We start from the raw sequence: 19,811 nt of genomic DNA on the forward strand, positions 1-19,811 counted from the left end.
ATCGCGCGTTCGGATTGCGTTCACAACCAAGTTGGGACTATCGTCCCGCTTGGCGGACGCAGATGGCGCGCGTCCTGCTTTATGCGCGGTCGCAAGTCATCGCGGCTCAGTTCGCGCCGCCCATCAATGGAGATTTATATGGGGATCGCTGTTTCTCACGCTGCGGCCGGCCTTTTCGCCCTCGCCGTCGGCGTCGCCGGTTCGCAGGCGGCGTATGCTCAGGCCAATGTGTTGAAGGAATGCGGATCGCAATATCAGGCCGCCAAAGCCGCCAATGAGCTGGGCGGACAGAGCTGGCAAGACTTTCTGAAGGCGTGTCGCGCCCGCCTATCCGAGCAGGCCAAGCCAGAAGAGAAACCGGCTGAAGCGAAACCCGCCGAAGCGAAGCCAGTGGAGCCGCCGCCAGCCGCCGCTGAGTCGAAGCCAACCCCGCCGCCGGCGACCGAGGCGAAGCCCGCGGAGCCCGCTCCGCCTGCGATGACGGAGGCCAAGCCTGCCGCCAAGCCGGCGAAGGATACGCAGGCCGCATTGCGCGAGCGTCAGAAGAAATGCGCCGCCGAATGGAAAGCAAAAAAGGCCGAACTCAAAAAGACGGATGCAAAAATCACCTGGCCGAAATATTGGAGCGAATGCAACAAGCGGCTGAAGGCCGCCGGCGAATAAGACCGAGCGCGCCAAGCATAGAACCCGACGGTCTCGCCGTCGGGTTTTTTGCGCGCCCTTGCTCGGCGACGCCGCACATGGCAGAGGAATGAAGCAGACCGACAAACGAGGGCCGGCGTTTGGACAAAATTGAATTGCGAAAGCTGCAGTCCTTCTTGCGCCGTTCGCTCGGCAATGACGGCATTCGCGTCGCAGCCGATCCGAAAAATCCAGAAGATGCGGCCGTTCATCTTGGCGAGCGAAGGATCGCGTCAATCTCTGTCGATGACGAGGACGGCGACCGCTCATTCGCTTTTGAGATGAAAATTCCCGTCGGACGCGAAGTGTTGCAGTCCTATTTGCGCAAGCTTTTTGAGAACGATCGCTTGTCGATCGCGGCGCGCGGGCGCAAGACCGATTCTGTCGAACTCAATTCCGACGGGGAATTCTTAGGCGTCATCTCGGCCGACGATCCCAAACTTTCGAGCTTCACGCTGCAAGTCGCCATTCTCGATTTCGATCTCGAGGACGAGTAGCGCGAAACGCGCTTTAAAATCCGGGCAATCGAAGCTCCGCGCGGAGACCTCCGCTAGGACTGTCGTTGAGCTGTAGCGAGCCGCCATAGGCGGCGGCGAGATCGACGACGATCGACAATCCAAGACCAGATCCAGGCTTGGTTTCATCGAGTCGTCGGCCGCGCTGCGTCGCAGTCGCGCGCAAATGTGAGGCGAGTCCCGGCCCATCGTCGTCGATGATGACGCGCAGCGCCGGCCGCGATGCGGTTTCGCCGCTATCAACAGAAACGTCGATGGTGACGCGGCTCTTCGCCCATTTGCCGGCGTTATCAAGCAGATTGCCGATCATTTCTTCGAGATCCTGGCGCTCGCCGAGAAAGCGTAGCAGCGGATCGGCGCCGCCGGAAAAGATCACGCCCGTATCGCCATAAATTTTGCTGAAAGCCCGAAGCAAAGCGTCGATCGACGGCGCAACCGGCGTCGCGGCGCCAAGCGCGCCGCCGCGCGCCGCCGCCCGCGCCCGATCGAGGTAGAAGGAAATCTGATCGCGCATGATCTGCGCCTGTTCTTGAACTTTCTGGGCGAGTTGGCCTGGCGCGGCGTCGGCTTCGTTGACGATGACGGAGAGCGGCGTTTTCAGCGCATGGGCAAGATTGCCGACCTGCGTGCGGGCGCGTTCGAGAATGTCGCGATTGGCGCTGATAAGCAGATTGAGCTCGTCGGCAAGCGGCGCAACTTCACTCGGGTAATTCCCCATGATGCGCTCCCGCTCTCCGCGACGGATAGAAGCAAGTTCGCGCTGTAATTGCCGCAAGGGACGCAAGCCGAAACGGACTTGGAAGGCGGCGCCGATCGCGAGCGCAATCGCTAGCGCGCCGAAGGCGACGATCAACGCAAAGCGAAAACGCCCGATCTGCTCTTCCATCTCTTCGCCGCTGCCGGCGACCTGCACGAGATAGATGCCGACGTCGCCAACGTCGATGACGCGCTCGACGATCCGCAGCCGCCGTCCATCAGGCCCAAGCGCGTAACCACGTCGAAAGCCGCCGACCTCCGCCGGGACGCCGAGATCGGAGAGCTTCGGCAGCGTTCCGGTGAAGAGCGAGCGCGACGCTTTTATTTCGTGTGATTTGTCGTCGAGCCGGGTGATCTGCCAATACCAGCCCGAGCCCGGCAATTCGAATTGAGGATCGCCAAGCTGGCCGGGGCCGGTGCGTCCCTCCTGTCCGGACTCGGACACGTCCGCCACGATAGCGCGCAGGTAAACGTCGAGGCGGCGTTCGAAGACCTCTTCCGCCTCGCTTCGGTAGTAGGCGGTAAGAAGAATGCTGGCGATGAGCAGAACGACAAGGCTCATCGCCGCCGCCGTCAGAAAAAGACGCGCCGCGATAGAGCGAATGGAGCCGATCGGCAGGCGCATACGCCTAACGTTTTTCGCCAGCGTCCTTTGCCGACGCGGCCGCCATGTAGCCAAGCCCACGCACGGTCTGAATGAGGTCGACGCCGAGCTTTTTGCGCAGCCTGCCGACGAACACTTCGACGGTGTTGGAGTCGCGATCGAAATCCTGATCGTACAAATGTTCGATGATTTCGCTGCGGGAAACGACGCGTCCGCTGTGATGCATCAGATAGGCGAGCAGCCGATATTCATGTGAAGTGAGCTTTACCGGCGCGCCGTCGACGACGACTCGGCCAGCTTTCGTGTCGAGTCGCACGGCGCCGCAGACGATTTCATTCGTCGCATGCCCTGTCGCGCGACGCAGCAACGCGCGGATGCGGGCGAGCACTTCCTCCATGTGGAAGGGCTTTGAAACATAGTCGTCGGCGCCGGCGTCGAAGCCCTGCACCTTGTCGCTCCAGCGGTCGCGCGCGGTTAATATCAGCACCGGCATATCCCGGCCGGCGGCGCGCCATTCTTCGAGAATGGTTACGCCGTCCTTCTTCGGGAGGCCGATGTCGAGGACGACGGCGTCATAGGGTTCAGTCTCGCCGAGATGACATCCTTCCTCGCCGTCGAAGGCGCGATCCACCGCATAGCCCGACTGTTCGAGCGCGCGAACGATCTGTCGATTTAGATCCTTGTCGTCTTCAACGACGAGCAGCCGCAATGCGTCCTCCCTGCGTGCTTATGCTCAGTTTTCTATAGAGCTAGAATGAGGCTGTCCGCTGAGCGCGTCGACATGAATTTTGACGATATGGCCATCCCGGCGCAGCAGGCTGATCTCATAAATAAGGCTTTCGCCCAATTGACACAGCCGGGCCCTGAGCGGTTCGCCCTGCAGGCGTAGCGCAATCTCCCGCATGCTCCTGAAAGGATCCGCAAGCTTATGCGCTTCAATCTTGCCGCGCGCTTGAGCCATGGTGAAGCATTGCATCCGCGCCCCCAGCAATTCTTCGACGCGGGCGGCAGTGGGGCGCGCGAAGGCGCCCGTCGCCGCAAGAGCGGCGACGGCGACCCGTCTCAGATACCGTCCGGCGGCCAGCATGCGCCTCTCCCCGGCGCATATTCGACCGAAAGCGATGAATGCGCAATGAATAGCAAAGAGACGCGGCCTACGCCGCCCTAACTTCCAGAGGCGCGGCAAGCGTCTCGTGTCTTCTTGTAATCGATGATCATGGCGGCGAGGGGCGTGTTTTTTGGCAGGGCCCGCAATTGCTTCGCCGCAATTTTTTGCTCTTCGAGCGAATAGACGACGAGCGGCGGACAACCGCCGCCCGTCGACTGGCATGCCGCAAGAGCGAAGCTAAAAGCGCCCAAGATCGAGATCTTCCGCAACATTCTCTATGCTCCTGCGCGCAACCATGATTTCGGCTTGCCGCTTTGCCGCGATCAAATCCGCTTCGGCGCGACGCGCCTTCTCCGCGTCGACGCCGCTCGCCACAAGGCGCGCCAGCGCCGCGCGCCCAAGCGCATAGGCGACGACGCCAGCGACCACGACGAGACACAGCGCAACGAGCTTCGGCATGTCAGGCCGTTCCCGGCGGCGTTGTCGCGCGAAAGCGCAGATTGACTCGTGCGATGCGGCCGTTCTGATCACGACGCGTCTCCATCGAGAGAAAGCGCAGATCGACGAGCCGATGGTCCTGCAGAGTGAGCGGCGCTTCGTCGAGCAGATCGGCGATGCGCTGCGCGAGATCGAGCGCCTCCGATAGTCCTCGCATCGTCGACGTGACGCCTATGGTGAACAATTGCTCGGCGCCGCGCGAAAGATCGGAGGACCAATCGCGCAGCTGCGCTTCGGCGAAAAGCGCATAGGGCGGTTCCATCCCGCGCGGCGCCTCGTCGTAGAGCTTCTCGCCAAGGACAGCGGTGAAGCCTGCGTCAGCGAGCAGATAGACGCGGATCGCTTTGCGCAGCGCGACCACAGGTGAAGCGCTCATGACGAGTCCTTTAGGTAATTTCTTCGCACTGGCAGATCAGAAAGCGCCGACGCTCGTCTGGGTCGAAAACCGATTGGATGCGAAGCTTGCGGCCGCGATGAAGGACGCGCATGTCTTTTGTGACATCGTTGCGCCAGCGGATCGTCACGACGTGGTTCGTCGCCTGTTCGGCGCGCTGCTCGATAAAATCCTCGCGCGCGCTCGAAAGGGCAATGCGCGCCCAGAGATTCGCGACCGGCGTGAAGCTGCGTGAAAAGCCGCCAGCGCCGTCAGGCGCGTCGATCGGCGCCTCCAGCGTCACCCGAAACCGCAGCGCGCCGATGTTCGCGCCGTTCACAGCAGCCGCTCCCGGCGAAACGGCGCGGCAAGCTGCGCGACCGCATTGGGCAAAGCGTCGTCGCCGTTATCGCCGCGATGTTCCCGCCAATGCGCGACGAGCGTGAGGATAGCGTGACGCAGCGGCTGCGGAATCTCACTCGCAAGCGCGCCATAACCGACGGCGAAATCGATTTCGATTCCATCCGTCGCGCGCCCCGGCGCTGGCGGCGCCGATTTGAAGCTGATGCGGCCACCCTCCGACGATGACGGCGCACGATACGCCGCCGCCGCGAGCGTTTGCGCTGCGTCGTTTGAATCGAAAATGCGTATCGCCGTCGCTGACTGAAAGGGCGCAAAGGGAATGTAGAGCGTGGCGTTGCAAATGGCCGAGGATGGCCAGCAGTCGAAAATGAGACGCCAGCTTTGTGTGACGAAGAAGCGTCGCGTATAGGCTTCAAGCGTCATGCGCGCGGCGACGATCAGCGTCTGGATCAGTTGATCCTCTTCAACGCCGTCTTCGCGCAACCATGATTTTGCGTCGGCGAGCGAGACGGGCTCGATCGCCGGCGCGCCGATGAGCATCGGTCGCATCGCGCATCCTGTGTTGGGGTAAGAGAAGGCCGCGAGCCTTCCGTCGCGGCCGTCCAAAGTTGGCAGGGGATTACGAGGCCGCAAACTTCAACAGCTTGATCGCCTCGAAATTCTGCACGCCGCCGCCGACGCGCTTCGTCGTGTAGAACAGCACATAGGGCTTGGCGGAATAGGGATCGCGCAGCACGCGAATGCCGACGCGATCGACGACCACATAGCCGCGCTCGAAATCCCCAAAAGCGATAGAGAGCGAATTGGCGGCCGGGTCAGGCATATCCTCGGCTTCGACGACGGGGAAGTTCATCAGCGACGCGGCGCCGTCAGCGGTCGCGGGCGGCGCCCAGATATAATCGCCGGTCGTCGTCTTGAATTGGCGCACGAGCGACTGCGCGCGCCGCCCCATGACGAATTTGGCGTTCTGGCGAAAAGCCGCGCGTAGAGCATAGACGAGATTGACGAGAGCGTCGGACGGGTTCGAAGCGGCGAAGGCGCCGGCGGCGCCCGTCGGCACATAGCCGATATTGCCCCAGGTCCAACTCGCGTCATCGATCGTCGCATAGGCGAGAAAGCCCTTGGGCTTGTTCACGCCGTCGCCATTAACGAAGGCCGCGCCTTCCTGTTCGGCGAAGGCGGTTTGCACTTCTTCGGCGATCCATTGTTCGATGTCGACGACGGAGTCATCGAGCAGCGCTTGAGTCGCCGCCGGCATGGCGTAAAGCTCCATCGCCGGGAAGGTCATGTCGGCGAGAGTTTCGCGAGCCTGCGCAGCACTTCGCGCTCCGTTGGCAACGGCACGAGATAGCCGCCGTCGGGGCCGGAGCCGCGCGACAGCGCCTTGGCTTCGAACGCCTTCAGCCCGCTCGCTTCGCCGGAGCGCATGTAATGATTGAACGCGCTCTTATGCTCGCGGCCGCTGTGATCGTCGACAAGCTTGCCGCCGATGCGCGGCCGCGACATTTCGAGCGCCAGGCGATCGAGCCGGCTCTTTGTATCGTCGAGCGCGTGGTCGATGCGCGCGAGTTTCTCCTCCGTCACGACATCGGCGCCGAGGCGGCTCTCGAGCTGCGTCAGGCGCTCGTCGTTGGTTTCCTTAAACGCGGAAAAGGCGCGATTGAGATCGGCGAGAATGTCCTCGCTGGCGGATTTTGTTTCAAGTGCTGACATGTGCAGGAGCCTCGTGTTGATGCGGGGGATAAAAAACCCGCGCGGCTCGAGCCGGCGGGAGAAGGCGCCAGCCTCATTCGCCTGCAGCAGCGGCTGTTCTGCGCGCTTTACCTCCGGCGCGCCAGTTCTTCGCAACGCCGCCATCAGCTCTTCTCCGCCTGGGCGTTGATCGGCGCATGGCTCGCTGCGCGCGCCTCGGCGCGAAGTTGCGCCAGCAATTCGACGAAGGTCTTGAAGACGGCGGAAGGGTCTTCGCGACGCACATTGCGCGCGCGCGGACGCCTGACAAAATGCGGCGGCCAATTTTTCCAACTCATGAATCGCTCCTGCAGCGTCTATTGAAGCGCGCGAGTTCGCGCACGAAAGCGTCGAGGCGGCGTGTCGCCTCGCCGAGTTCCCGCATGGCGAGATAGGCTTGCGCTGTAGCCGCGCAGGCCCACAGAAACAGCGCGAGATGCGCGAGATCGCCGCGCTCCAAGATGGCGTTCAGAATGTCGGACATGAACGATGGCTTCTTTCGAGCGAAGCGCTCGTGTCGACGCGCTCCCATTCGCTTGCGCGTTCGCTCGCCAATGCTTCGAGACGATCGGCGTTATAGTCGAGACGAAAGGCGCCAAAGCCCGGCTGCGGCCAGGCCTGAAAACTCTTCTGCACGCGCGCGACGAGCGGCAGAACGGTCTGGCGCCAGAAGGCGCGATTGGCTTCTGTGTAATTGCTGAAGGCGTTGTCCCCCGGAAGACCCAGCAGCAACGGCGGCACACCGAAGGCGAGCGCGATCTCGCGCGCCGCGCCCGCTTTCGACTCGGTAAAATCCATGTCCTTTGGCGAGAGCGACAGCGCCTTTCAGTCGAGCCCGCCTTCGAGCAGTAGCGGCCGGCCGGCGTTGGTCGCGCCGGAGAAATTCTCCTCCAGCTCTTCCTTTAAGCGCGAGAATTGCGCGTCGGTGAGATGCGCGCCTTCCGGCCCCGCATAGACGAGGGCGCCGGAAGGCCGCGCGGAATTGTCCAAGAGCGCCTTGTTCCAAAAACTCGCGGCGTTATGCGCTCGTCCTCTTTCGCCGAGCGGTTCTTCACTCCCCTTGCGAAGAGCCTTCAGCTTTCAGTCGTCGCCATATCTCTTCAAGATAAACTCGATAGTGTTGTTGATCGGCAAAGCCAACGCGTGCGCCGCCGTCAAACCAAACAGCCTCCAATTCCTTGTCGCTGGGATCGCCCGTCAAGATTTCAGTTAGAAAATCCTTGACGATCCCCTTTTCGTCCTCACTGAGATGTCCGATCGCGTACGAGATGTCGTCCGAGCCTTCTGGAATGTTTTCCTCGAGCTCGAGGTCGAACCAACCGCACATCTCGTACAATGCGTCGGGTACCTTCATGACAAATTTCCTTCGTCTACTCGAGTGGTCGCGGGTTCATCGGGAATGCGGTTAGTACTCTGTAGCCTTTCTCAGCCTTAGAATCCCTTACTATGATAACACGCACGCCAAATGTCTGTCGGATAACAGGAGTGGAAATTCCTGATGCCAAATAAGCTTCCTTGCCGGTGCGATATCCGAATATGCGCTCAATCTTTGCTTCAGGCGACTTTCCCTCGGCAACCGCATCCACCAGGTCCTTGTTGGCCTCCAACACACGGTTGACGAAGTCGTTCGCCGATTCATGGGAATCAAATGAACCAACAACCCGCAGATACTTTACGACGCGCGCAGCGGCCGTTCGTGTCGTTGTTCGCTCTTTCTCAATTGCGGCGAGCAACTCATCATCACTTTTGCCAACGTGCCGCTCAATTGTGTGGCCGTAGCCTTCTTCATCTTTCAGTTTGACGATGTACCGATCACGACTCTCGTTTTGTGCCGTTCTAATCCTCGGCGCAACGGCCGAACTATCGGCCGAATCGTTGCTTCCGTTCCAGTCGCCGCTTCCACCGCTCCCGCCGTCCGTCCATCGACCAGCGCCGAAAATTCCCGCCGGGACGCGCGGTTGATTCGGACTATAGCGGCGCTCCAGCGCGACATCGCGTTTGGCGAAGTGCGCCTCTTTCGGCGCCGGGCCATAGCCGAGCGCTTCGCGCTGCTCGTCGAGCGTAAGAAAGGCGGCCTTGCCGACGCGCTCCCATTCGGCCGCGCGTTCGCTCGCCAGCGCTTCGAGACGGTCGGCATTATAGTCGAGACGAAAGGGACCGAACCCCGGCTGCAGCCAGGCCTGAAAGCTCTTCTGCACGCGCGCGACGAGCGGCAACACGGTCTGGCGCCAGAAGGCGCGATTGGCCTCGGCGTAATTGCTGAAGGTGTTGTCGCCAGGAAGACCCAGGAGCAGCGGCGGCACGCCGAAGGCGAGCGCGATCTCGCGCGCCGCGCCCGCTTTCGACTCGGTGAAATCCATGTCTTTCGGCGAAAGCGACAGCGCCTTCCAGTCGAGGCCACCTTCGAGCAGCAGCGGCCGCCCGGCGTTGGTCGCGCCGGAGAAATTCTCCTCCAGCTCTTCCTTTAAGCGCGAGAATTGCTCGTCGGTCAGATGCGCGCCTTCCGGCCCCGCATAGACGAGGGCGCCGGAAGGCCGCGCGGAATTGTCCAAGAGCGCCTTGTTCCAGAAACTCGCGGCGTTATGCGTGTCGAGCGCCACTTGCGCGGCGGCGAGCGGCGGAAAGCCGTAATAATCGTCGAGCGGGTTGAAGAATTTGATGTGCAGGATCGGCTCGATCCCGTCGCCGCGCATCTCGTAGCGCGCTTCCTGACCCAACGCGCGATAGATGAGGGCCGCGGGCCAGCCATTGCGTCCCGCCTCGATGCTCATGCGGTCGGGCCGCAGCGCATAGAGTTCGCGTAGCTCCTCGTCGATCAGAACCGATTCGACATAGGCGTTGCCGTAAAGCAGCAGATTGGCGCAGATCGCCTCGATGAAGGAGGCGCTGGTGTCGAGCGGATTGGGGCGCTCGATGAGCGAGATCAGCGGATGGTCGACCGCCTCGTCGCGGCCCGCATAGACGAGCCAGGGCACCGAGGCGGCGGCTTCCGCCACCATGCGCACGCAGCGATGGCAGACGGCGTTGCGCTCATAGCCTTCGCGGGTCAGCACCGTCGAATTGCGCGCGCTCCAATGCGGCTGTCCGAGCGCATGCATGGCGAGCAGCTTCGCCGCGCGCGAATATTTGGTTTCGCGCGCCGGCGCGACCGCGCCGATGAGTCGCGAGAGCAGAGAGGGCATGAAGGGTCCTTGAGAAAAACGTAAAGCAGCGCGCGTTTACCCTCTCCCAAAGGGAGAGGGTATTTCGCGCTACACTCTTCGCATGCGCGGCTCGGGCGCTTTCGGCGTCAAGGCAAGCGCCGTAATCGCCCAGACCAGCGCGTCGAGCCGGTCGGGACTTCGGCCGGATGAAAGTCCGTCGGCGGCGAAATCGCACATTTCGTCTTCGAGCGCCGGAAAGGCGCCGACATGTTTGACGCGCCCCTGTTCGTAAAGCTGCGCCGCCGGGGCGGCGCGCAAATATTTGCCGCGGGTCGCCCGCGTCATCGTCACCGGGACAGACGGGTCGGCTTCGTTGAGCACCGCCCGCACCATTTCGCCGCCCTGATTGACTTCGGCGACAAGCGCGTCGGCCGAGAGCTTGTGATAGAGCGCGATCGCCGCGCGCGCCCATTGCGCCGGCCGCGCCGCCGACAATGTCGCATCGGCGAGAACGTAAAGCGCGCCCGCCTCTTCGACGCCCGCGGCGACGAGACCGCAATTGTCGGCGCGCTTGCCGGAGCTCGCCGGCGGATCGACGGCGACGACGATGCGCCTTAACGGCGGCGCCTCATGCACGCGGGCGCGCTCCAGCATGTCGCGGGTCCAGAGCGCGTCCTTGCGCTCGTCGAGGATTTCGCCGTCGAGCTCCTGACGCCCCAATCGCGTGCCGGCATATTGCGCGACGACGCTTTCGAGAAAGGAGGGCGCGAGATTGGCCGCATTCTCGCGCGTTAGTGCGCGGGTCACGACGCTTGTTGGATGGGCGATCAGCTCTTTTAAAAGCGGCAACGGACGCGGCGTCGTCGTCACAAGTTGGCGCGGCCAGTCGCCGAGACGCAGGCCGAATTGCAGCATGTCCCAAGTCTCCCTGGCGTAGCGCCATTTGGCGAGTTCGTCGCACCAGGCGGCGTGAAACTGAGGGCCCCTCAGGCTTTCCGGATCTTCGGCCGAGAAGGCTTGCGCCACGGCGCCAGAGTCCCAGACGAGCCGTCTGCGCGTCGTCTCCCAGCGCGGCCGATCGCGCCTTCCATGCACGGCGAGAAGCCCCGACACGCCTTCGACCATCACTTCGCGAACATCGGCCGCCGTCTCGCCGACAAGCGCGATGCGGCCGAGCGGCGCGAGCGAAAATTGCGCGCGCCCGAGCGCCAGCGCCTTCACCCATTCGGCGCCGGCGCGGGTCTTGCCCGCGCCGCGCCCGCCAAGAATGAGCCATGTGCGCCAGGGCGCGCCATTGGCGGCGAGCGCCGGCGGCCATTGATCGCGGCGCGCGACGAATTCCCAATCATCGAGAAGCCGCGCGAGTTCTCGCGCGCTAAAACTTTCGAGCGCGTCATTCAGTCGGCCCTGCGCCGCGCAATCGTTCAAGCCGTCGAGCAAGCTCCGCGCGGAGTTCGGCCAATTCGCGGGGCGGCGCGTCGCCTCCGTCGCTCGCGGCTTGCTCGCTGTCATCTGCGTCGTTCTCGCGATCCTCGTTCTCGCGCCGCATACGCTTCAATTCGGCGAGCGTCTTGACGAGGCTTGCGAGCGTGCGGGCGCTCGCCTCGATGGTCTTTGGCGCATGTTTGGCGAGCGCCGCTTCGGCGCGGGCGAATTCCTGTTCGACCGCGTCTTCGAGCCGCGCGATGAGACGGTTCGCGTCGCGCGGTTTCTTTGTTGCGGGCGCAGCCTCTTGCGTCTTCTTCGGCGCGCAGGCTGAAGCGCGTAGCGGCCAGCCGTTGTTCTCCCGAAAGCGGCGGAATTGCCCGACGCTCATGCCGAGCAGTTCGAGAATTTCGCGGATCGGCGTGACGCCAGAGTCATAGAGAAGCTTCGCCTGCGCAATTTTTTCATCGCGCGGCGGCGCGGATTTGGCTCGCATCTGCGAGTCTCCGGAAATTGGTTAGCAACTGAGTTTGATTTGTTAGTGGCGCTATTTGCTAAAGTCCGCGCGTGTCATTCTCGACAGGCCGGACGCCTGATCGGGAATCCAGAGATGTCGCCTGGATTCCCGATATTGCTTCTTCCGCGGAACTATTTCGGTGGCAAAGAGGTCGTCGGAGTGACGTTTTACTTTTGCACGGGCTGGAAAAAATCTTCCAGCTCGTGCAAAGTTGATTATGCGGCGGCTCGATCTGACCAATTGTCCTCATCATCCGCTACACATTCTGGCCCTTTGCGGCGCCAAAAATGAAATACAAGCTTTTCAGAAGGACTGTGAAAAGCTTCAATTTTCATTGTTATAAATGACTTCACCAAGTCGATAGCGCTGTCCACCGCCTTTTTCGTAACGTTGGTAGGCATGGGCATGTCTGTAGCAGCTATATTGCGATTGAACATGTCCTCCGGATTTTTCAAGAACGACGACGAAAAGGCCGCCATCCTAAAAAGTTTCTCCGCCTGAGCGGACATGACTTTTTGCCCACTCTCGCAACGCGAGAAATGCTCAGCCGTCATATCCAAGAACTCAGCGATTATTTTTGCCTTTACACCGAGTGCTTTCCTGATGAATTTTAATTCGCTCCCATTTAGCTTCCTCTTATGGCAAACTCTTGCCCGCACGACCGCATTGATCAAGCCGATCGTGTCAGGGATTTTTACAGTCTCCTCACCTGTTTGCTTATCAACGCCAAACTCCACGCCACTATGAAGTATGACCTTAAACGGCGCTCCCAGAGTGTCCATGTCATATGGCTTTCGAACAACAGGAACGCTCCCAGTTCGTTCATGCTGCATTGCCCGGCTCCTCCAGTGTCTTCACTCTCTTAACTCGTCGCACAGTCACTTCTAGAGTTTCAGAAATGACCCACAGCTGTGCACAAATACTGCCCCCATCGCCATCGCTGCCCTCTATTATCCATAGCGCTCCAGGGCCATCGAGTTTGTTTGCGTAGGTAACCGTGCCTAAGCGAAAAACGTTCCGCAGGTCCACGACGGATACATTCTCTCGCCTCAGCATTTCTGGCGTGTATGTGAAGCCAGTCTCGCGCGGCAAATAGGTCGCCGCATATTCACGAATCCAGACAGTTTCCGTCGCAAATTGCGGTTCCGGCGCGGCTGACATTCATATCCCTCCAGCGTTGCTGAGAGAGATTAATGGACGATTGATCTAAGATCAAGTTGATAGGGATCAAGTCATGGTGGCCAAAAGAGATCCCCTCGGCCTCAAGAGATGCGTCTTGAAGCGCGAGGGGATCAGGAGGGCGCGGGGGAGGGGAGGAGGACGCCGCGCCGGTAAAACTCGTTCGCGCCGCTCAAGCGCAATTTTGGAGCATGGCGTTTTTTTATAGGACCATCGTCCGGCTGTCAAGGAATAAAATCCGCATGGAGAAAAAATCCTATGCGAGCCCTCAATATCGCGCCTTCTTCGGCCAGCGCTTCGGCCAAAGCCTGATAAAATCCGGCAGATCGTCGGTGTCGACCTCGTCCTCGCCCGCCTCGACCCGGCCGCGCACGGAGACTCCGGCGCGATGGACGCTCTCGGGATCGCCCGAGATCAGCGGATGCCAGGGGGGCAGCGGTTTGCCCTGAAAGCGCAGGACATAGGCGCAGGTCGGCGGCAGCCAGCGAATATCTTTGAGCTTTTCGAGGGTTAGCCGCACGCAGTCGGGCACATATCGGCGCCGCCGGGGGTAGTCGGCGCAGCGGCAGCTCTGCTGGTCAAGCAATTTGCAGGCGACGCTCGTGTGATAAATCGCGCCGGTGTCATCGTCTTCGAGCTTCACCAGGCAACAACGGCCGCAGCCGTCGCAAAGCCGCTCCCACTCGGCGCGGGTCAAGTCCGAAAGCGGCTTTTCCCAGAACGGCGTCTCGGTCCGAGCGGGATAAACGGACAGGGCATTTTCGCCTTTTTTTAACGCCATCCTTCTCTTTCTACTTGCGCTTTGCGCGACAGAAACCATAACGCAATGTGGGTCGCGCGGACTGTCGTCAAGATGGTTTAAAAAGTGTTAACGTCCACAAGGCGCCGGTAAGTTTTGCCGCGCGGGAGGCATTTGAGCTGTGTGGGAGCGTTTCCAGGCCTCTGCTTTCGCTAAGCGCTTAAGGCGCATCCTGCTCGCGATCGACGCGCTGATCGATTCCGCCATGTTTCAGAGCGGGCGGCGCGCCCGTGAGCGCTATGAAGATTTCTCCACCTTCATGGAGCGCTTCCACGTCTCCGGCGTCGCCCGGGTCGGCGTGGAATTATCCTGTGAGGCGCTGACGCTCGGACTTGGCGCCGGCATCGTCGCGATGGCGCTGGCGTCCTCGGCCTTTCAGATGACAAGCGACGAGAACTGGCTCAAGCAGACCGATCTCGCCGTCACCTTCCTCGACCGCTACGGCGCCGAGGTCGGCCAGCGCGGCATCAAGCATGACGATCTGGTGCCGCTCGAGCAATATCCCGATCACCTTGTTAAAGCGGTGCTGGCGACGGAAGACCGGCGCTTCTACGAGCATTTCGGCATCGATGTGATCGGCACGCTGCGGGCGCTGACCGTCAACGCACGGTCATCGGGCGTGGTGCAGGGCGGCTCCTCCATCACCCAGCAGCTCGCCAAGAATCTTTTCCTGTCGAACGAGCGAACCATCACCCGCAAGATCAACGAGGCCTTTCTCGCGCTCTGGCTCGAGCACCATCTAACGAAGCGCGAAATCCTCAAGCTCTATCTCGATCGCGTCTATATGGGCGGCGGCGCCTTCGGCATTCAGGCGGCCGCCGAATTCTATTTCGGCAAGTCGGTCAAGGACGTCACCCTCTCAGAGGCGGCGATGCTCGCCGGCCTCTTCAAGGCGCCGACGAAATATGCGCCGCACGTCAATCTTCCGGCGGCGCGCGCGCGCGCCAATGACGTGCTCAATAATCTCGTCGACTCGGGCTTCATGACCGAAAGCCAGATCATCCCGGCGCTGCGCAATCCCGCGACGCCGATCGACCGCGCGCGCGAAACGAGCCCCGACTGGTATCTCGACTACGCCTATGGGGAAATCCGCAGGCTCGCTCAGGAGGGCAAGCTCGGCGACAATCGCGTGCTGCACGTGCGCACCGCGCTCGACTCCAACATCCAGCAGCGCGCCGAAGAGGTGATTGAAACCAATCTGCGCGAGCAGGGCCGCGCCTTCCACGCCAAGCAGAGCGCCGCGGTCGTGATGGAGCCCGACGGCGCGGTGCGCGCCATCGTCGGCGGCCGGGACTATGGCGCAAGCCAGTTCAATCGCGCGACTGACGCCGCGCGCCAACCGGGCTCCTCTTTCAAGCCCTACGTCTATCTCACCGCGCTGATGACTGGGCGTTTCAAGCCGACGACCATCGTCACCGACCGGCCGACCTGTATCGGCAATTACTGCGTGCATAATTACAGCGGCGGCTATGCCGGCTCCTTGCCGCTCGCCATGGCCTTGGCGAAATCCTTGAACACGATCGCCATCCAGCTGTCGCAAGCGATCGGCAAGGGCGATTCGCGCATCGGCCGCGCCAAGATCATCGACACCTGCCGGCGGCTCGGCATCACCACGCCGCTCGAAGATACGCCCTCGCTTCCCGTCGGCCAGAGCGACGTCATTCCGCTTGAACATTCCGCGGCCTACGCCGCCTTCGTCAACGGCGGCAAAAAGGTCACGCCTTACGCCGCCGTCGAGATCCGCAACCGCCAGGGCGATCTGCTCTATCGCCATGACCGTGACGCGCCGCCGCAACAGCAGGCGGTGCCGTTCGACAAGGTCGTGGAGCTTGCCGGCATGATGAAGAAGGTCGTCGAGGAAGGCACCGGCAAACGCGCGCAGCTTGGCGAAGGCATCGACGTCATCGGCAAGACCGGCACCACGAACGGCTATAAGGACGCGTGGTTCTGCGGTTATTCCGGAACGATGGGCGGCTGCGTCTGGTATGGCAACGACGACAACGCGCCGATGAATAATATGACCGGCGGCACGCTGCCGGCTGGCACCTGGCACGACATCATGGCCTATGCGCATCAGGGCGCGACGTTGAAGCCCATCGTCGGATTGAAGCCCGATCCAAAGAGCGTGACGGCCGTCGCCAACGCAAATGTGGTGAAGCCGGTCGAACTTGGCGCGCCGCAGCGTCCGGCGACCCTATCTAAGGGCGCGATCCAGGCGCTCGAATCGATTCAAACGAAGATCAAAGCTGTTGGCGGCGACAAGCAGAGCGCGATCGAAGCGCCGGAAAACGCCGCGTACGACGCCATGCGGCATGAGGCGCAGCGCGCAAATGGCGCCGCCGACGGCGTCGTGCGTTAGCGGCGGGAGCGCTTCCTTGGACCTCAAGCCTTATGCAAATTATCTGCGCGCCGGCTCGGTGATGATCGCCGGCCTCATCATTGGCCTGCTCGTGACCGTGCTGTCGCTCAACGCCGGCTACGGCTTCAATTCGCTGCGCGCCGGGCCATGGATCTCGTGGCCGCACACCGGCGCCGCCGACATCGATCCTTATGCGCGGGCGGTCGTAGCGCGTTCGGGGGAGGCGCCGCTCGGGCGCGATCAGGGACTGGCCTTCATCGCGCGAACGGACTCGAATGGCGCGCCGCTTAACGCCGATTGCGAATATCGCATCGTCGATCCCCTGCCTTCCGCGCGCTACTGGACAATTGCGCTCGCGAGCCCCGATGGACGTCTCCTCGCCAATTCAGCCGAGCGCTATGGCTATTCTTCGGTCGACGTTTTGCGCAAGGAGGACGGCGACTTTGAAATCGACGTCGCGCGTGAGGCGCGGCCCGGCAATTGGCTGTCGCCGGGCGAGGCGCGCGACTTCGTCGTTATGCTGCGATTCTACGATACGTCGCTCGACATCGATTCAAATCCGGATCCCAATAGTTTTCCCAAGATCGTGAAACTCGGATGCGCTTAAACATTCCAGATCGCTATCTCGACCTCGCGCCGTGGGTCATCGCGACGCTGTTCATCGCCGGGATCGTGCATGTCGTCTCGGTTCTGTTGATGCCGAGCGTTGCGCCGCGCGACGCTCTGGCGCGGCTTGCGGCCTATGTGAAGAGCGCCGCTCCGGCTGAGGGGCTGGTGCTGTTGCCGCAAATGACGCCCGGCGCCGAAATGCTTCCCTTCGAAGATCCGGCGTTGGCCGAGGCCGTCTGCGTCTATGATCTCGCCAAAGGTCCGCTGCGCGTCAAGACAAGCGTCGACGGCGAGGACTATCTCGGACTTTCGTTTCACGCCAGCGCCGGCCGCATCTATCATTCGATGACCGATCGCTCGGCGATCAAAGGCAAGATCGACATCGTCGTCGGCGACGCCCGCCAGATCGACGCGCTGGTGAGCGCTGACGAAGGCGACGCACCGCCGCCGCAAGAAGTGCGGCTCACGGCGCCGACGAAACGCGGCTTCGTTTTGATCCGCTCCTTCGCCAAGCGTCCTTCCGATCAGGAGCGCGCGCGAAGCCGTCTGAACGCGATCACCTGCCAGCGTTTCGATCTGCCGCAGGGATAGCATTTTTGCAGGCTGTCATTCCCGACAGGCCGAAGGCCTGATCGGGAATCCAGAGCAAGATCGCGCAACAATTGGATGTTGTCCTAAATTGCCGACAAGCGTCAATCAGTCGATCCGAACTATCTTGGCAATTGGCTGAGGCATGGCGCTAGGAGGTTGTAATTCGATAGTGAGAGCAACTTGACGCACGTCATCATCGGGAAATTCTTCTTCGGCTCGCTCAGCGGCTGCGTTGGCATCATCATCAACAACGAAGTTACCGGACTCGGTCATCACAATATGTATTTCGATAGTGCGTCTCTTGCCGCTCATTGCTACTTTCCTCCGGATCTAACGCGATGCGCCGTATCCCGCTATATGTAACACCGCATAGAACCGACACCTGTCGCTTCTTTCAATAGGAGACGCGGGTCGGCTTGCGTCGCGTGCGAGTTGCCTTCTAAGTCGAATACCTCAACCACGCCTTCCCATGCGGTCTGGCCTTGGAATGTCTTTTTGACGGGGGGGATTCGACAAGAGAGGTAACGCCGCCATGTTGATTCTCAATGCCGGCTGAGAGTGCGGATATCCTGGTCCATCGCCGGCTTTGGTCTATGGAAGAGTTAGTAGAGGAGAGTTCCATCTAATGGACTTATTATCGATAGCATCAAACTGCGCGACAATTTTAACAGCCGTCGTAGCGACCGCCACGGCGGTTTACTTTTTTCGCCTAAAACGTCAGCGCATAAGAATACTTGAAACCTATCTGAAATTTAGCGTGGAGAAAGGGCAGGCGCGCCGATTGCCGCATCTTATGGCCGAATGTCTCATGACCGAAGGTCAGCTTTTCGAAGCCGCGCTCGCCAGCAGGAAGGTGAACGTTTGGAATGCATTTGATGACGACGGGAATGAGACGCCAATTATCCTTTTTAATTATGATCCAAAAGGACGAGCTAGAAAAGTTCGGTCAAAATAGGCTGCGCACAATTGGCTTTTCTGGATTCCCGATCGCGCTTCGCGCGTCGGGAATGACATTGGGAAGTTTTCGCTTCGTGTGAAACGAACAGCCGTGCGTCAGTTGCCGTCGCTCGGCAGACCCGGAAGCGGTAGAATCTCGATTCCCTCTTCGAGCAATGCCTTCGCTTCTTCGAAAGTTGCGCGGCCGCGGATGGCGCGTCGCTCCGTCTCGCCATCCTCCATCGCGCGCGCTTCCTCCGGAAAGCGATCGCCGACATCTTCCGTGTTCGCGACGACCGTGTCGTGCAGCTCGCGCAGCTTCATGCGCAGATCGCGCGCTGAATCGTCACGCTGCTTGGCGACATTGGGCGCCATCACGTCGCGTGCGATCTTCGTCGACTCGCAGAAGGGACAGGCGATCCGTCCTTCAGCCGCCTGCTTCTCAAAGCTCGCGCAGTCGCGAAACCAGCTGTCGAAGCTGTGACCTGCGTCGCAGATGAGCGAATAGCGAATCATGCCGCAGCTCCGCCGGCGAGGAGCACGTCGAGTTCGCCCTCGCGTTCGAGAGCGTAGAGATCGTCACAGCCGCCGATATGCTGGTCGTCAATGAAAATCTGCGGCACAGTCGAGCGGCCATCGGCGCGCTCGCTCATGCGGCGGCGTCCGAGCGGGTCCCACGCCACGGAAATTTCTTCGAATTCGGCGCCCTTTTGCGTCAGCAGACGCTTCGCGGCGATGCAGTAGGGGCAGGTCGGCGTGGTGTAGATTTCGATGCGGGGGGCCATGGCGCGCTTATACGCCGGCCTCTACGCGCTTGTCACGGCCCGCGCGAAGACGAGAAGATCGACCCGCGCCGCGCCAGCCTTGAGCAACGCGCGCGTGGCCGCATTGGCGGTCGCGCCCGTGGTCAGCACGTCGTCCACGAGCACGACATTGCGTCCGTCGATAGCGTCGGCCCGCTCGGGGGATACCCGAAACGCGCCGGAGAGATTGGCGGCGCGCTGCGCCCGCGTCAGCCCGACCTGCGGCGCCCTGGGCTTGACGCGCTCAAGCGCCATCATCGCCGCCGGCACGGCGCTGATGCGCGAGATCGCCTGCGCAAGCGCCGCCGACTGATTGAAGCGGCGCGTAAAAAGCCGCAACCGGTGCAAGGGGATGGGCACGATAATGTCTGCATCTGCGAGAAGTTCGGCGCCGGCGCGCGCCATCCAGCGGCCCATCGGCTCGGCGAGCTCCAGCCGGTCGTAATATTTCAAACGGTGCGCCAAAGCGCGCGCCTTGTCGCTGTCGTAGCGGGCGACGGCTCTGGCGCGGCCGAAGGCCGGCGGATTGGCGGCGGCTTCGAGCGAAATCAAGCCCGGCTGCGCAAGGTCGCGTTCGAAAGGCGTGCCGAGTCGCTCGCAGTAGGGCCGCTCGATGAAGGCGATGTCGCGCCAGCATTCGGCGCAGATCGCGCCGTGGGCTGCAACGGCTTTTCGGCAGATGAGGCAGGACGGCGGATAGACGAGATCGAGAAGCGCATGTCCCGCCCGTGCGAGAGGCCGAAGCAGGTCCGTCTCTCCGCGCCAGTTCATTAGGCGAAACCCATTTAATCAGCCTAGCGGCCGCCGCCTCTTGGTGAAAT

27 protein-coding genes and 3 pseudogenes are annotated in these 19,811 nt (G+C 61.6%); 6 read left to right on the forward strand and 24 right to left on the reverse strand.

Going from position 1 to position 19,811, the window contains the following annotated elements:
- Positions 1–138: 138 nt before the first annotated feature.
- Together FEV16_RS00625 and FEV16_RS00630 are read left to right on the forward strand one after the other, a co-directional pair.
- A complete protein-coding gene (locus FEV16_RS00625) occupies positions 139–663 on the forward strand; it encodes a hypothetical protein (protein ID WP_246657100.1) in 525 nt (174 codons plus the stop codon).
- A gap of 119 nt (positions 664–782) precedes the next feature.
- Positions 783–1,178, forward strand: a complete 396-nt coding sequence (locus FEV16_RS00630; protein ID WP_138165682.1) for a DUF3126 family protein — start codon at positions 783–785, stop codon at positions 1,176–1,178.
- A 13-nt stretch (positions 1,179–1,191) separates the two neighbouring features.
- Here the strand turns inward: FEV16_RS00630 and FEV16_RS00635 are convergent, their stop codons facing one another.
- The 20 genes and pseudogenes from FEV16_RS00635 to FEV16_RS00725 all read right to left on the reverse strand — a co-directional run bounded on the left by FEV16_RS00635 (position 1,192) and on the right by FEV16_RS00725 (position 13,674).
- Positions 1,192–2,577 (reverse strand): ATP-binding protein, encoded by a 1,386-nt coding sequence (locus FEV16_RS00635; RefSeq protein WP_138165683.1) that lies wholly within the window; start codon positions 2,575–2,577, stop codon positions 1,192–1,194.
- Positions 2,578–2,581: 4 nt separating this feature from the next.
- The gene (locus tag FEV16_RS00640; protein ID WP_138165684.1) at positions 2,582–3,265 is read right to left on the reverse strand and encodes a response regulator transcription factor; all 684 of its coding nucleotides are present in this window, start codon (positions 3,263–3,265) and stop codon (positions 2,582–2,584) included.
- Between the two features lie 24 nt (positions 3,266–3,289).
- Complete coding sequence (locus tag FEV16_RS00645; RefSeq protein WP_138165685.1) at positions 3,290–3,643, reverse strand: PepSY domain-containing protein; 354 nt, start codon at positions 3,641–3,643, stop codon at positions 3,290–3,292.
- A gap of 77 nt (positions 3,644–3,720) precedes the next feature.
- Positions 3,721–3,936 (reverse strand): hypothetical protein, encoded by a 216-nt coding sequence (locus tag FEV16_RS00650; RefSeq protein WP_210234855.1) that lies wholly within the window; start codon positions 3,934–3,936, stop codon positions 3,721–3,723.
- On the reverse strand, positions 3,902–4,123 hold the full coding sequence (locus FEV16_RS00655; RefSeq protein ID WP_138165686.1) for a hypothetical protein: 222 nt from the start codon (positions 4,121–4,123) through the stop codon (positions 3,902–3,904). Before FEV16_RS00655 ends, FEV16_RS00650 begins: the two co-directional genes overlap by 35 nt.
- Position 4,124: 1 nt before the next feature.
- Complete coding sequence (locus FEV16_RS00660; RefSeq protein ID WP_138165687.1) at positions 4,125–4,538, reverse strand: DUF3168 domain-containing protein; 414 nt, start codon at positions 4,536–4,538, stop codon at positions 4,125–4,127.
- A gap of 10 nt (positions 4,539–4,548) precedes the next feature.
- Positions 4,549–4,875: a phage head closure protein gene (locus FEV16_RS00665; RefSeq protein WP_138165688.1), complete on the reverse strand. Its 327-nt coding sequence runs from the start codon at positions 4,873–4,875 to the stop codon at positions 4,549–4,551.
- Positions 4,872–5,447, reverse strand: coding sequence for a phage head-tail connector protein (locus FEV16_RS00670; RefSeq protein WP_138165689.1), 576 nt, complete (start codon positions 5,445–5,447; stop codon positions 4,872–4,874). Before FEV16_RS00670 ends, FEV16_RS00665 begins: the two co-directional genes overlap by 4 nt.
- Positions 5,448–5,517: 70 nt before the next feature.
- Positions 5,518–6,611 (reverse strand): annotated as a pseudogene (locus FEV16_RS00675) (phage major capsid protein).
- Positions 6,612–6,754: 143 nt separating this feature from the next.
- Positions 6,755–6,928 (reverse strand): histidine kinase, encoded by a 174-nt coding sequence (locus tag FEV16_RS00680; protein WP_138165690.1) that lies wholly within the window; start codon positions 6,926–6,928, stop codon positions 6,755–6,757.
- The gene (locus FEV16_RS00685) at positions 6,925–7,113 is read right to left on the reverse strand and encodes a hypothetical protein (RefSeq protein ID WP_138165691.1); all 189 of its coding nucleotides are present in this window, start codon (positions 7,111–7,113) and stop codon (positions 6,925–6,927) included. The genes FEV16_RS00680 and FEV16_RS00685 overlap by 4 nt, the downstream gene beginning before the upstream one ends.
- A pseudogene (locus FEV16_RS00690) lies at positions 7,098–7,652 on the reverse strand (phage portal protein); the annotation flags it as partial. The pseudogene FEV16_RS00690 and the gene FEV16_RS00685, both read right to left, overlap by 16 nt.
- A 28-nt stretch (positions 7,653–7,680) precedes the next feature.
- Positions 7,681–7,983 (reverse strand): hypothetical protein, encoded by a 303-nt coding sequence (locus tag FEV16_RS00695; protein ID WP_138165692.1) that lies wholly within the window; start codon positions 7,981–7,983, stop codon positions 7,681–7,683.
- 16 nt (positions 7,984–7,999) lie between these two features.
- A complete protein-coding gene (locus tag FEV16_RS17395) occupies positions 8,000–8,614 on the reverse strand; it encodes an RNase A-like domain-containing protein (protein WP_281404840.1) in 615 nt (204 codons plus the stop codon).
- Positions 8,615–8,653: 39 nt separating this feature from the next.
- Positions 8,654–9,811 (reverse strand): annotated as a pseudogene (locus tag FEV16_RS17110) (phage portal protein); the annotation flags it as partial.
- 69 nt (positions 9,812–9,880) lie between these two features.
- Entirely contained in the window at positions 9,881–11,200 is a 1,320-nt protein-coding gene (locus FEV16_RS00705) for a terminase family protein (RefSeq protein ID WP_246657101.1), read from the reverse strand.
- Positions 11,166–11,693: a hypothetical protein gene (locus tag FEV16_RS00710; protein ID WP_138165694.1), complete on the reverse strand. Its 528-nt coding sequence runs from the start codon at positions 11,691–11,693 to the stop codon at positions 11,166–11,168. Before FEV16_RS00710 ends, FEV16_RS00705 begins: the two co-directional genes overlap by 35 nt.
- A 236-nt stretch (positions 11,694–11,929) precedes the next feature.
- Positions 11,930–12,547, reverse strand: a complete 618-nt coding sequence (locus FEV16_RS00715) for a hypothetical protein (RefSeq protein WP_138165695.1) — start codon at positions 12,545–12,547, stop codon at positions 11,930–11,932.
- Positions 12,537–12,875, reverse strand: a complete 339-nt coding sequence (locus FEV16_RS00720) for a hypothetical protein (RefSeq protein WP_138165696.1) — start codon at positions 12,873–12,875, stop codon at positions 12,537–12,539. Before FEV16_RS00720 ends, FEV16_RS00715 begins: the two co-directional genes overlap by 11 nt.
- A gap of 286 nt (positions 12,876–13,161) precedes the next feature.
- Positions 13,162–13,674, reverse strand: a complete 513-nt coding sequence (locus tag FEV16_RS00725) for a YcgN family cysteine cluster protein (RefSeq protein ID WP_138165697.1) — start codon at positions 13,672–13,674, stop codon at positions 13,162–13,164.
- 139 nt (positions 13,675–13,813) lie between these two features.
- Here FEV16_RS00725 and FEV16_RS00730 point away from each other — a divergent pair, with 139 nt between their 5' ends.
- Genes FEV16_RS00730 through FEV16_RS00740 form a run of 3 tightly spaced genes read left to right on the forward strand, consistent with a single transcriptional unit; the run spans position 13,814 to position 17,251 of the window.
- Positions 13,814–16,051, forward strand: coding sequence for a PBP1A family penicillin-binding protein (locus FEV16_RS00730; protein WP_138165698.1), 2,238 nt, complete (start codon positions 13,814–13,816; stop codon positions 16,049–16,051).
- 16 nt (positions 16,052–16,067) lie between these two features.
- Positions 16,068–16,658, forward strand: a complete 591-nt coding sequence (locus tag FEV16_RS00735) for a DUF1214 domain-containing protein (protein WP_138165699.1) — start codon at positions 16,068–16,070, stop codon at positions 16,656–16,658.
- The gene (locus tag FEV16_RS00740; protein WP_138165700.1) at positions 16,649–17,251 is read left to right on the forward strand and encodes a DUF1254 domain-containing protein; all 603 of its coding nucleotides are present in this window, start codon (positions 16,649–16,651) and stop codon (positions 17,249–17,251) included. Before FEV16_RS00735 ends, FEV16_RS00740 begins: the two co-directional genes overlap by 10 nt.
- A 105-nt stretch (positions 17,252–17,356) precedes the next feature.
- Here the strand turns inward: FEV16_RS00740 and FEV16_RS00745 are convergent, their stop codons facing one another.
- Positions 17,357–17,563, reverse strand: coding sequence for a hypothetical protein (locus FEV16_RS00745; RefSeq protein ID WP_138165701.1), 207 nt, complete (start codon positions 17,561–17,563; stop codon positions 17,357–17,359).
- A gap of 313 nt (positions 17,564–17,876) precedes the next feature.
- Between FEV16_RS00745 and FEV16_RS00750 the strand changes: the two genes are divergently transcribed.
- Complete coding sequence (locus FEV16_RS00750; protein ID WP_138165702.1) at positions 17,877–18,206, forward strand: hypothetical protein; 330 nt, start codon at positions 17,877–17,879, stop codon at positions 18,204–18,206.
- A gap of 98 nt (positions 18,207–18,304) precedes the next feature.
- Here the strand turns inward: FEV16_RS00750 and FEV16_RS00755 are convergent, their stop codons facing one another.
- The 3 genes from FEV16_RS00755 to FEV16_RS00765 are packed head-to-tail and all read right to left on the reverse strand — an operon-like array spanning position 18,305 to position 19,761.
- Positions 18,305–18,703 (reverse strand): DUF1178 family protein, encoded by a 399-nt coding sequence (locus FEV16_RS00755; protein WP_138165703.1) that lies wholly within the window; start codon positions 18,701–18,703, stop codon positions 18,305–18,307.
- On the reverse strand, positions 18,700–18,972 hold the full coding sequence (gene grxC / locus FEV16_RS00760) for a glutaredoxin 3 (RefSeq protein WP_138165704.1): 273 nt from the start codon (positions 18,970–18,972) through the stop codon (positions 18,700–18,702). Before grxC ends, FEV16_RS00755 begins: the two co-directional genes overlap by 4 nt.
- Positions 18,973–18,993: 21 nt before the next feature.
- Positions 18,994–19,761, reverse strand: coding sequence for a ComF family protein (locus tag FEV16_RS00765; protein WP_138165705.1), 768 nt, complete (start codon positions 19,759–19,761; stop codon positions 18,994–18,996).
- Between the last annotated feature and the right edge of the window lie 50 nt (positions 19,762–19,811).

This window comes from Methylocystis sp. B8, assembly GCF_005771425.1.
Lineage (GTDB): Bacteria > Pseudomonadota > Alphaproteobacteria > Rhizobiales > Beijerinckiaceae > Methylocystis.

Coding starts and splice junctions, on each gene's coding strand:
- FEV16_RS00625 (WP_246657100.1), top strand. CDS start 139: ATGGGGATCGCTGTTTCTCACGCTGCGGCCGGCCTTTTCGCCCTCGCC.
- FEV16_RS00635 (WP_138165683.1), bottom strand. CDS start 2,577: ATGCGCCTGCCGATCGGCTCCATTCGCTCTATCGCGGCGCGTCTTTTT.
- FEV16_RS00645 (WP_138165685.1), bottom strand. CDS start 3,643: ATGCTGGCCGCCGGACGGTATCTGAGACGGGTCGCCGTCGCCGCTCTT.
- FEV16_RS00650 (WP_210234855.1), bottom strand. CDS start 3,936: ATGTTGCGGAAGATCTCGATCTTGGGCGCTTTTAGCTTCGCTCTTGCG.
- FEV16_RS00655 (WP_138165686.1), bottom strand. CDS start 4,123: ATGCCGAAGCTCGTTGCGCTGTGTCTCGTCGTGGTCGCTGGCGTCGTC.
- FEV16_RS00660 (WP_138165687.1), bottom strand. CDS start 4,538: ATGAGCGCTTCACCTGTGGTCGCGCTGCGCAAAGCGATCCGCGTCTAT.
- FEV16_RS00670 (WP_138165689.1), bottom strand. CDS start 5,447: ATGCGACCGATGCTCATCGGCGCGCCGGCGATCGAGCCCGTCTCGCTC.
- FEV16_RS00680 (WP_138165690.1), bottom strand. CDS start 6,928: ATGAGTTGGAAAAATTGGCCGCCGCATTTTGTCAGGCGTCCGCGCGCG.
- FEV16_RS00685 (WP_138165691.1), bottom strand. CDS start 7,113: ATGTCCGACATTCTGAACGCCATCTTGGAGCGCGGCGATCTCGCGCAT.
- FEV16_RS00695 (WP_138165692.1), bottom strand. CDS start 7,983: ATGAAGGTACCCGACGCATTGTACGAGATGTGCGGTTGGTTCGACCTC.
- FEV16_RS00710 (WP_138165694.1), bottom strand. CDS start 11,693: ATGCGAGCCAAATCCGCGCCGCCGCGCGATGAAAAAATTGCGCAGGCG.
- FEV16_RS00715 (WP_138165695.1), bottom strand. CDS start 12,547: ATGCAGCATGAACGAACTGGGAGCGTTCCTGTTGTTCGAAAGCCATAT.
- FEV16_RS00720 (WP_138165696.1), bottom strand. CDS start 12,875: ATGTCAGCCGCGCCGGAACCGCAATTTGCGACGGAAACTGTCTGGATT.
- FEV16_RS00725 (WP_138165697.1), bottom strand. CDS start 13,674: ATGGCGTTAAAAAAAGGCGAAAATGCCCTGTCCGTTTATCCCGCTCGG.
- FEV16_RS00740 (WP_138165700.1), top strand. CDS start 16,649: ATGCGCTTAAACATTCCAGATCGCTATCTCGACCTCGCGCCGTGGGTC.
- FEV16_RS00745 (WP_138165701.1), bottom strand. CDS start 17,563: ATGAGCGGCAAGAGACGCACTATCGAAATACATATTGTGATGACCGAG.
- FEV16_RS00750 (WP_138165702.1), top strand. CDS start 17,877: ATGGACTTATTATCGATAGCATCAAACTGCGCGACAATTTTAACAGCC.
- FEV16_RS00755 (WP_138165703.1), bottom strand. CDS start 18,703: ATGATTCGCTATTCGCTCATCTGCGACGCAGGTCACAGCTTCGACAGC.
- grxC (WP_138165704.1), bottom strand. CDS start 18,972: ATGGCCCCCCGCATCGAAATCTACACCACGCCGACCTGCCCCTACTGC.
- FEV16_RS00765 (WP_138165705.1), bottom strand. CDS start 19,761: ATGAACTGGCGCGGAGAGACGGACCTGCTTCGGCCTCTCGCACGGGCG.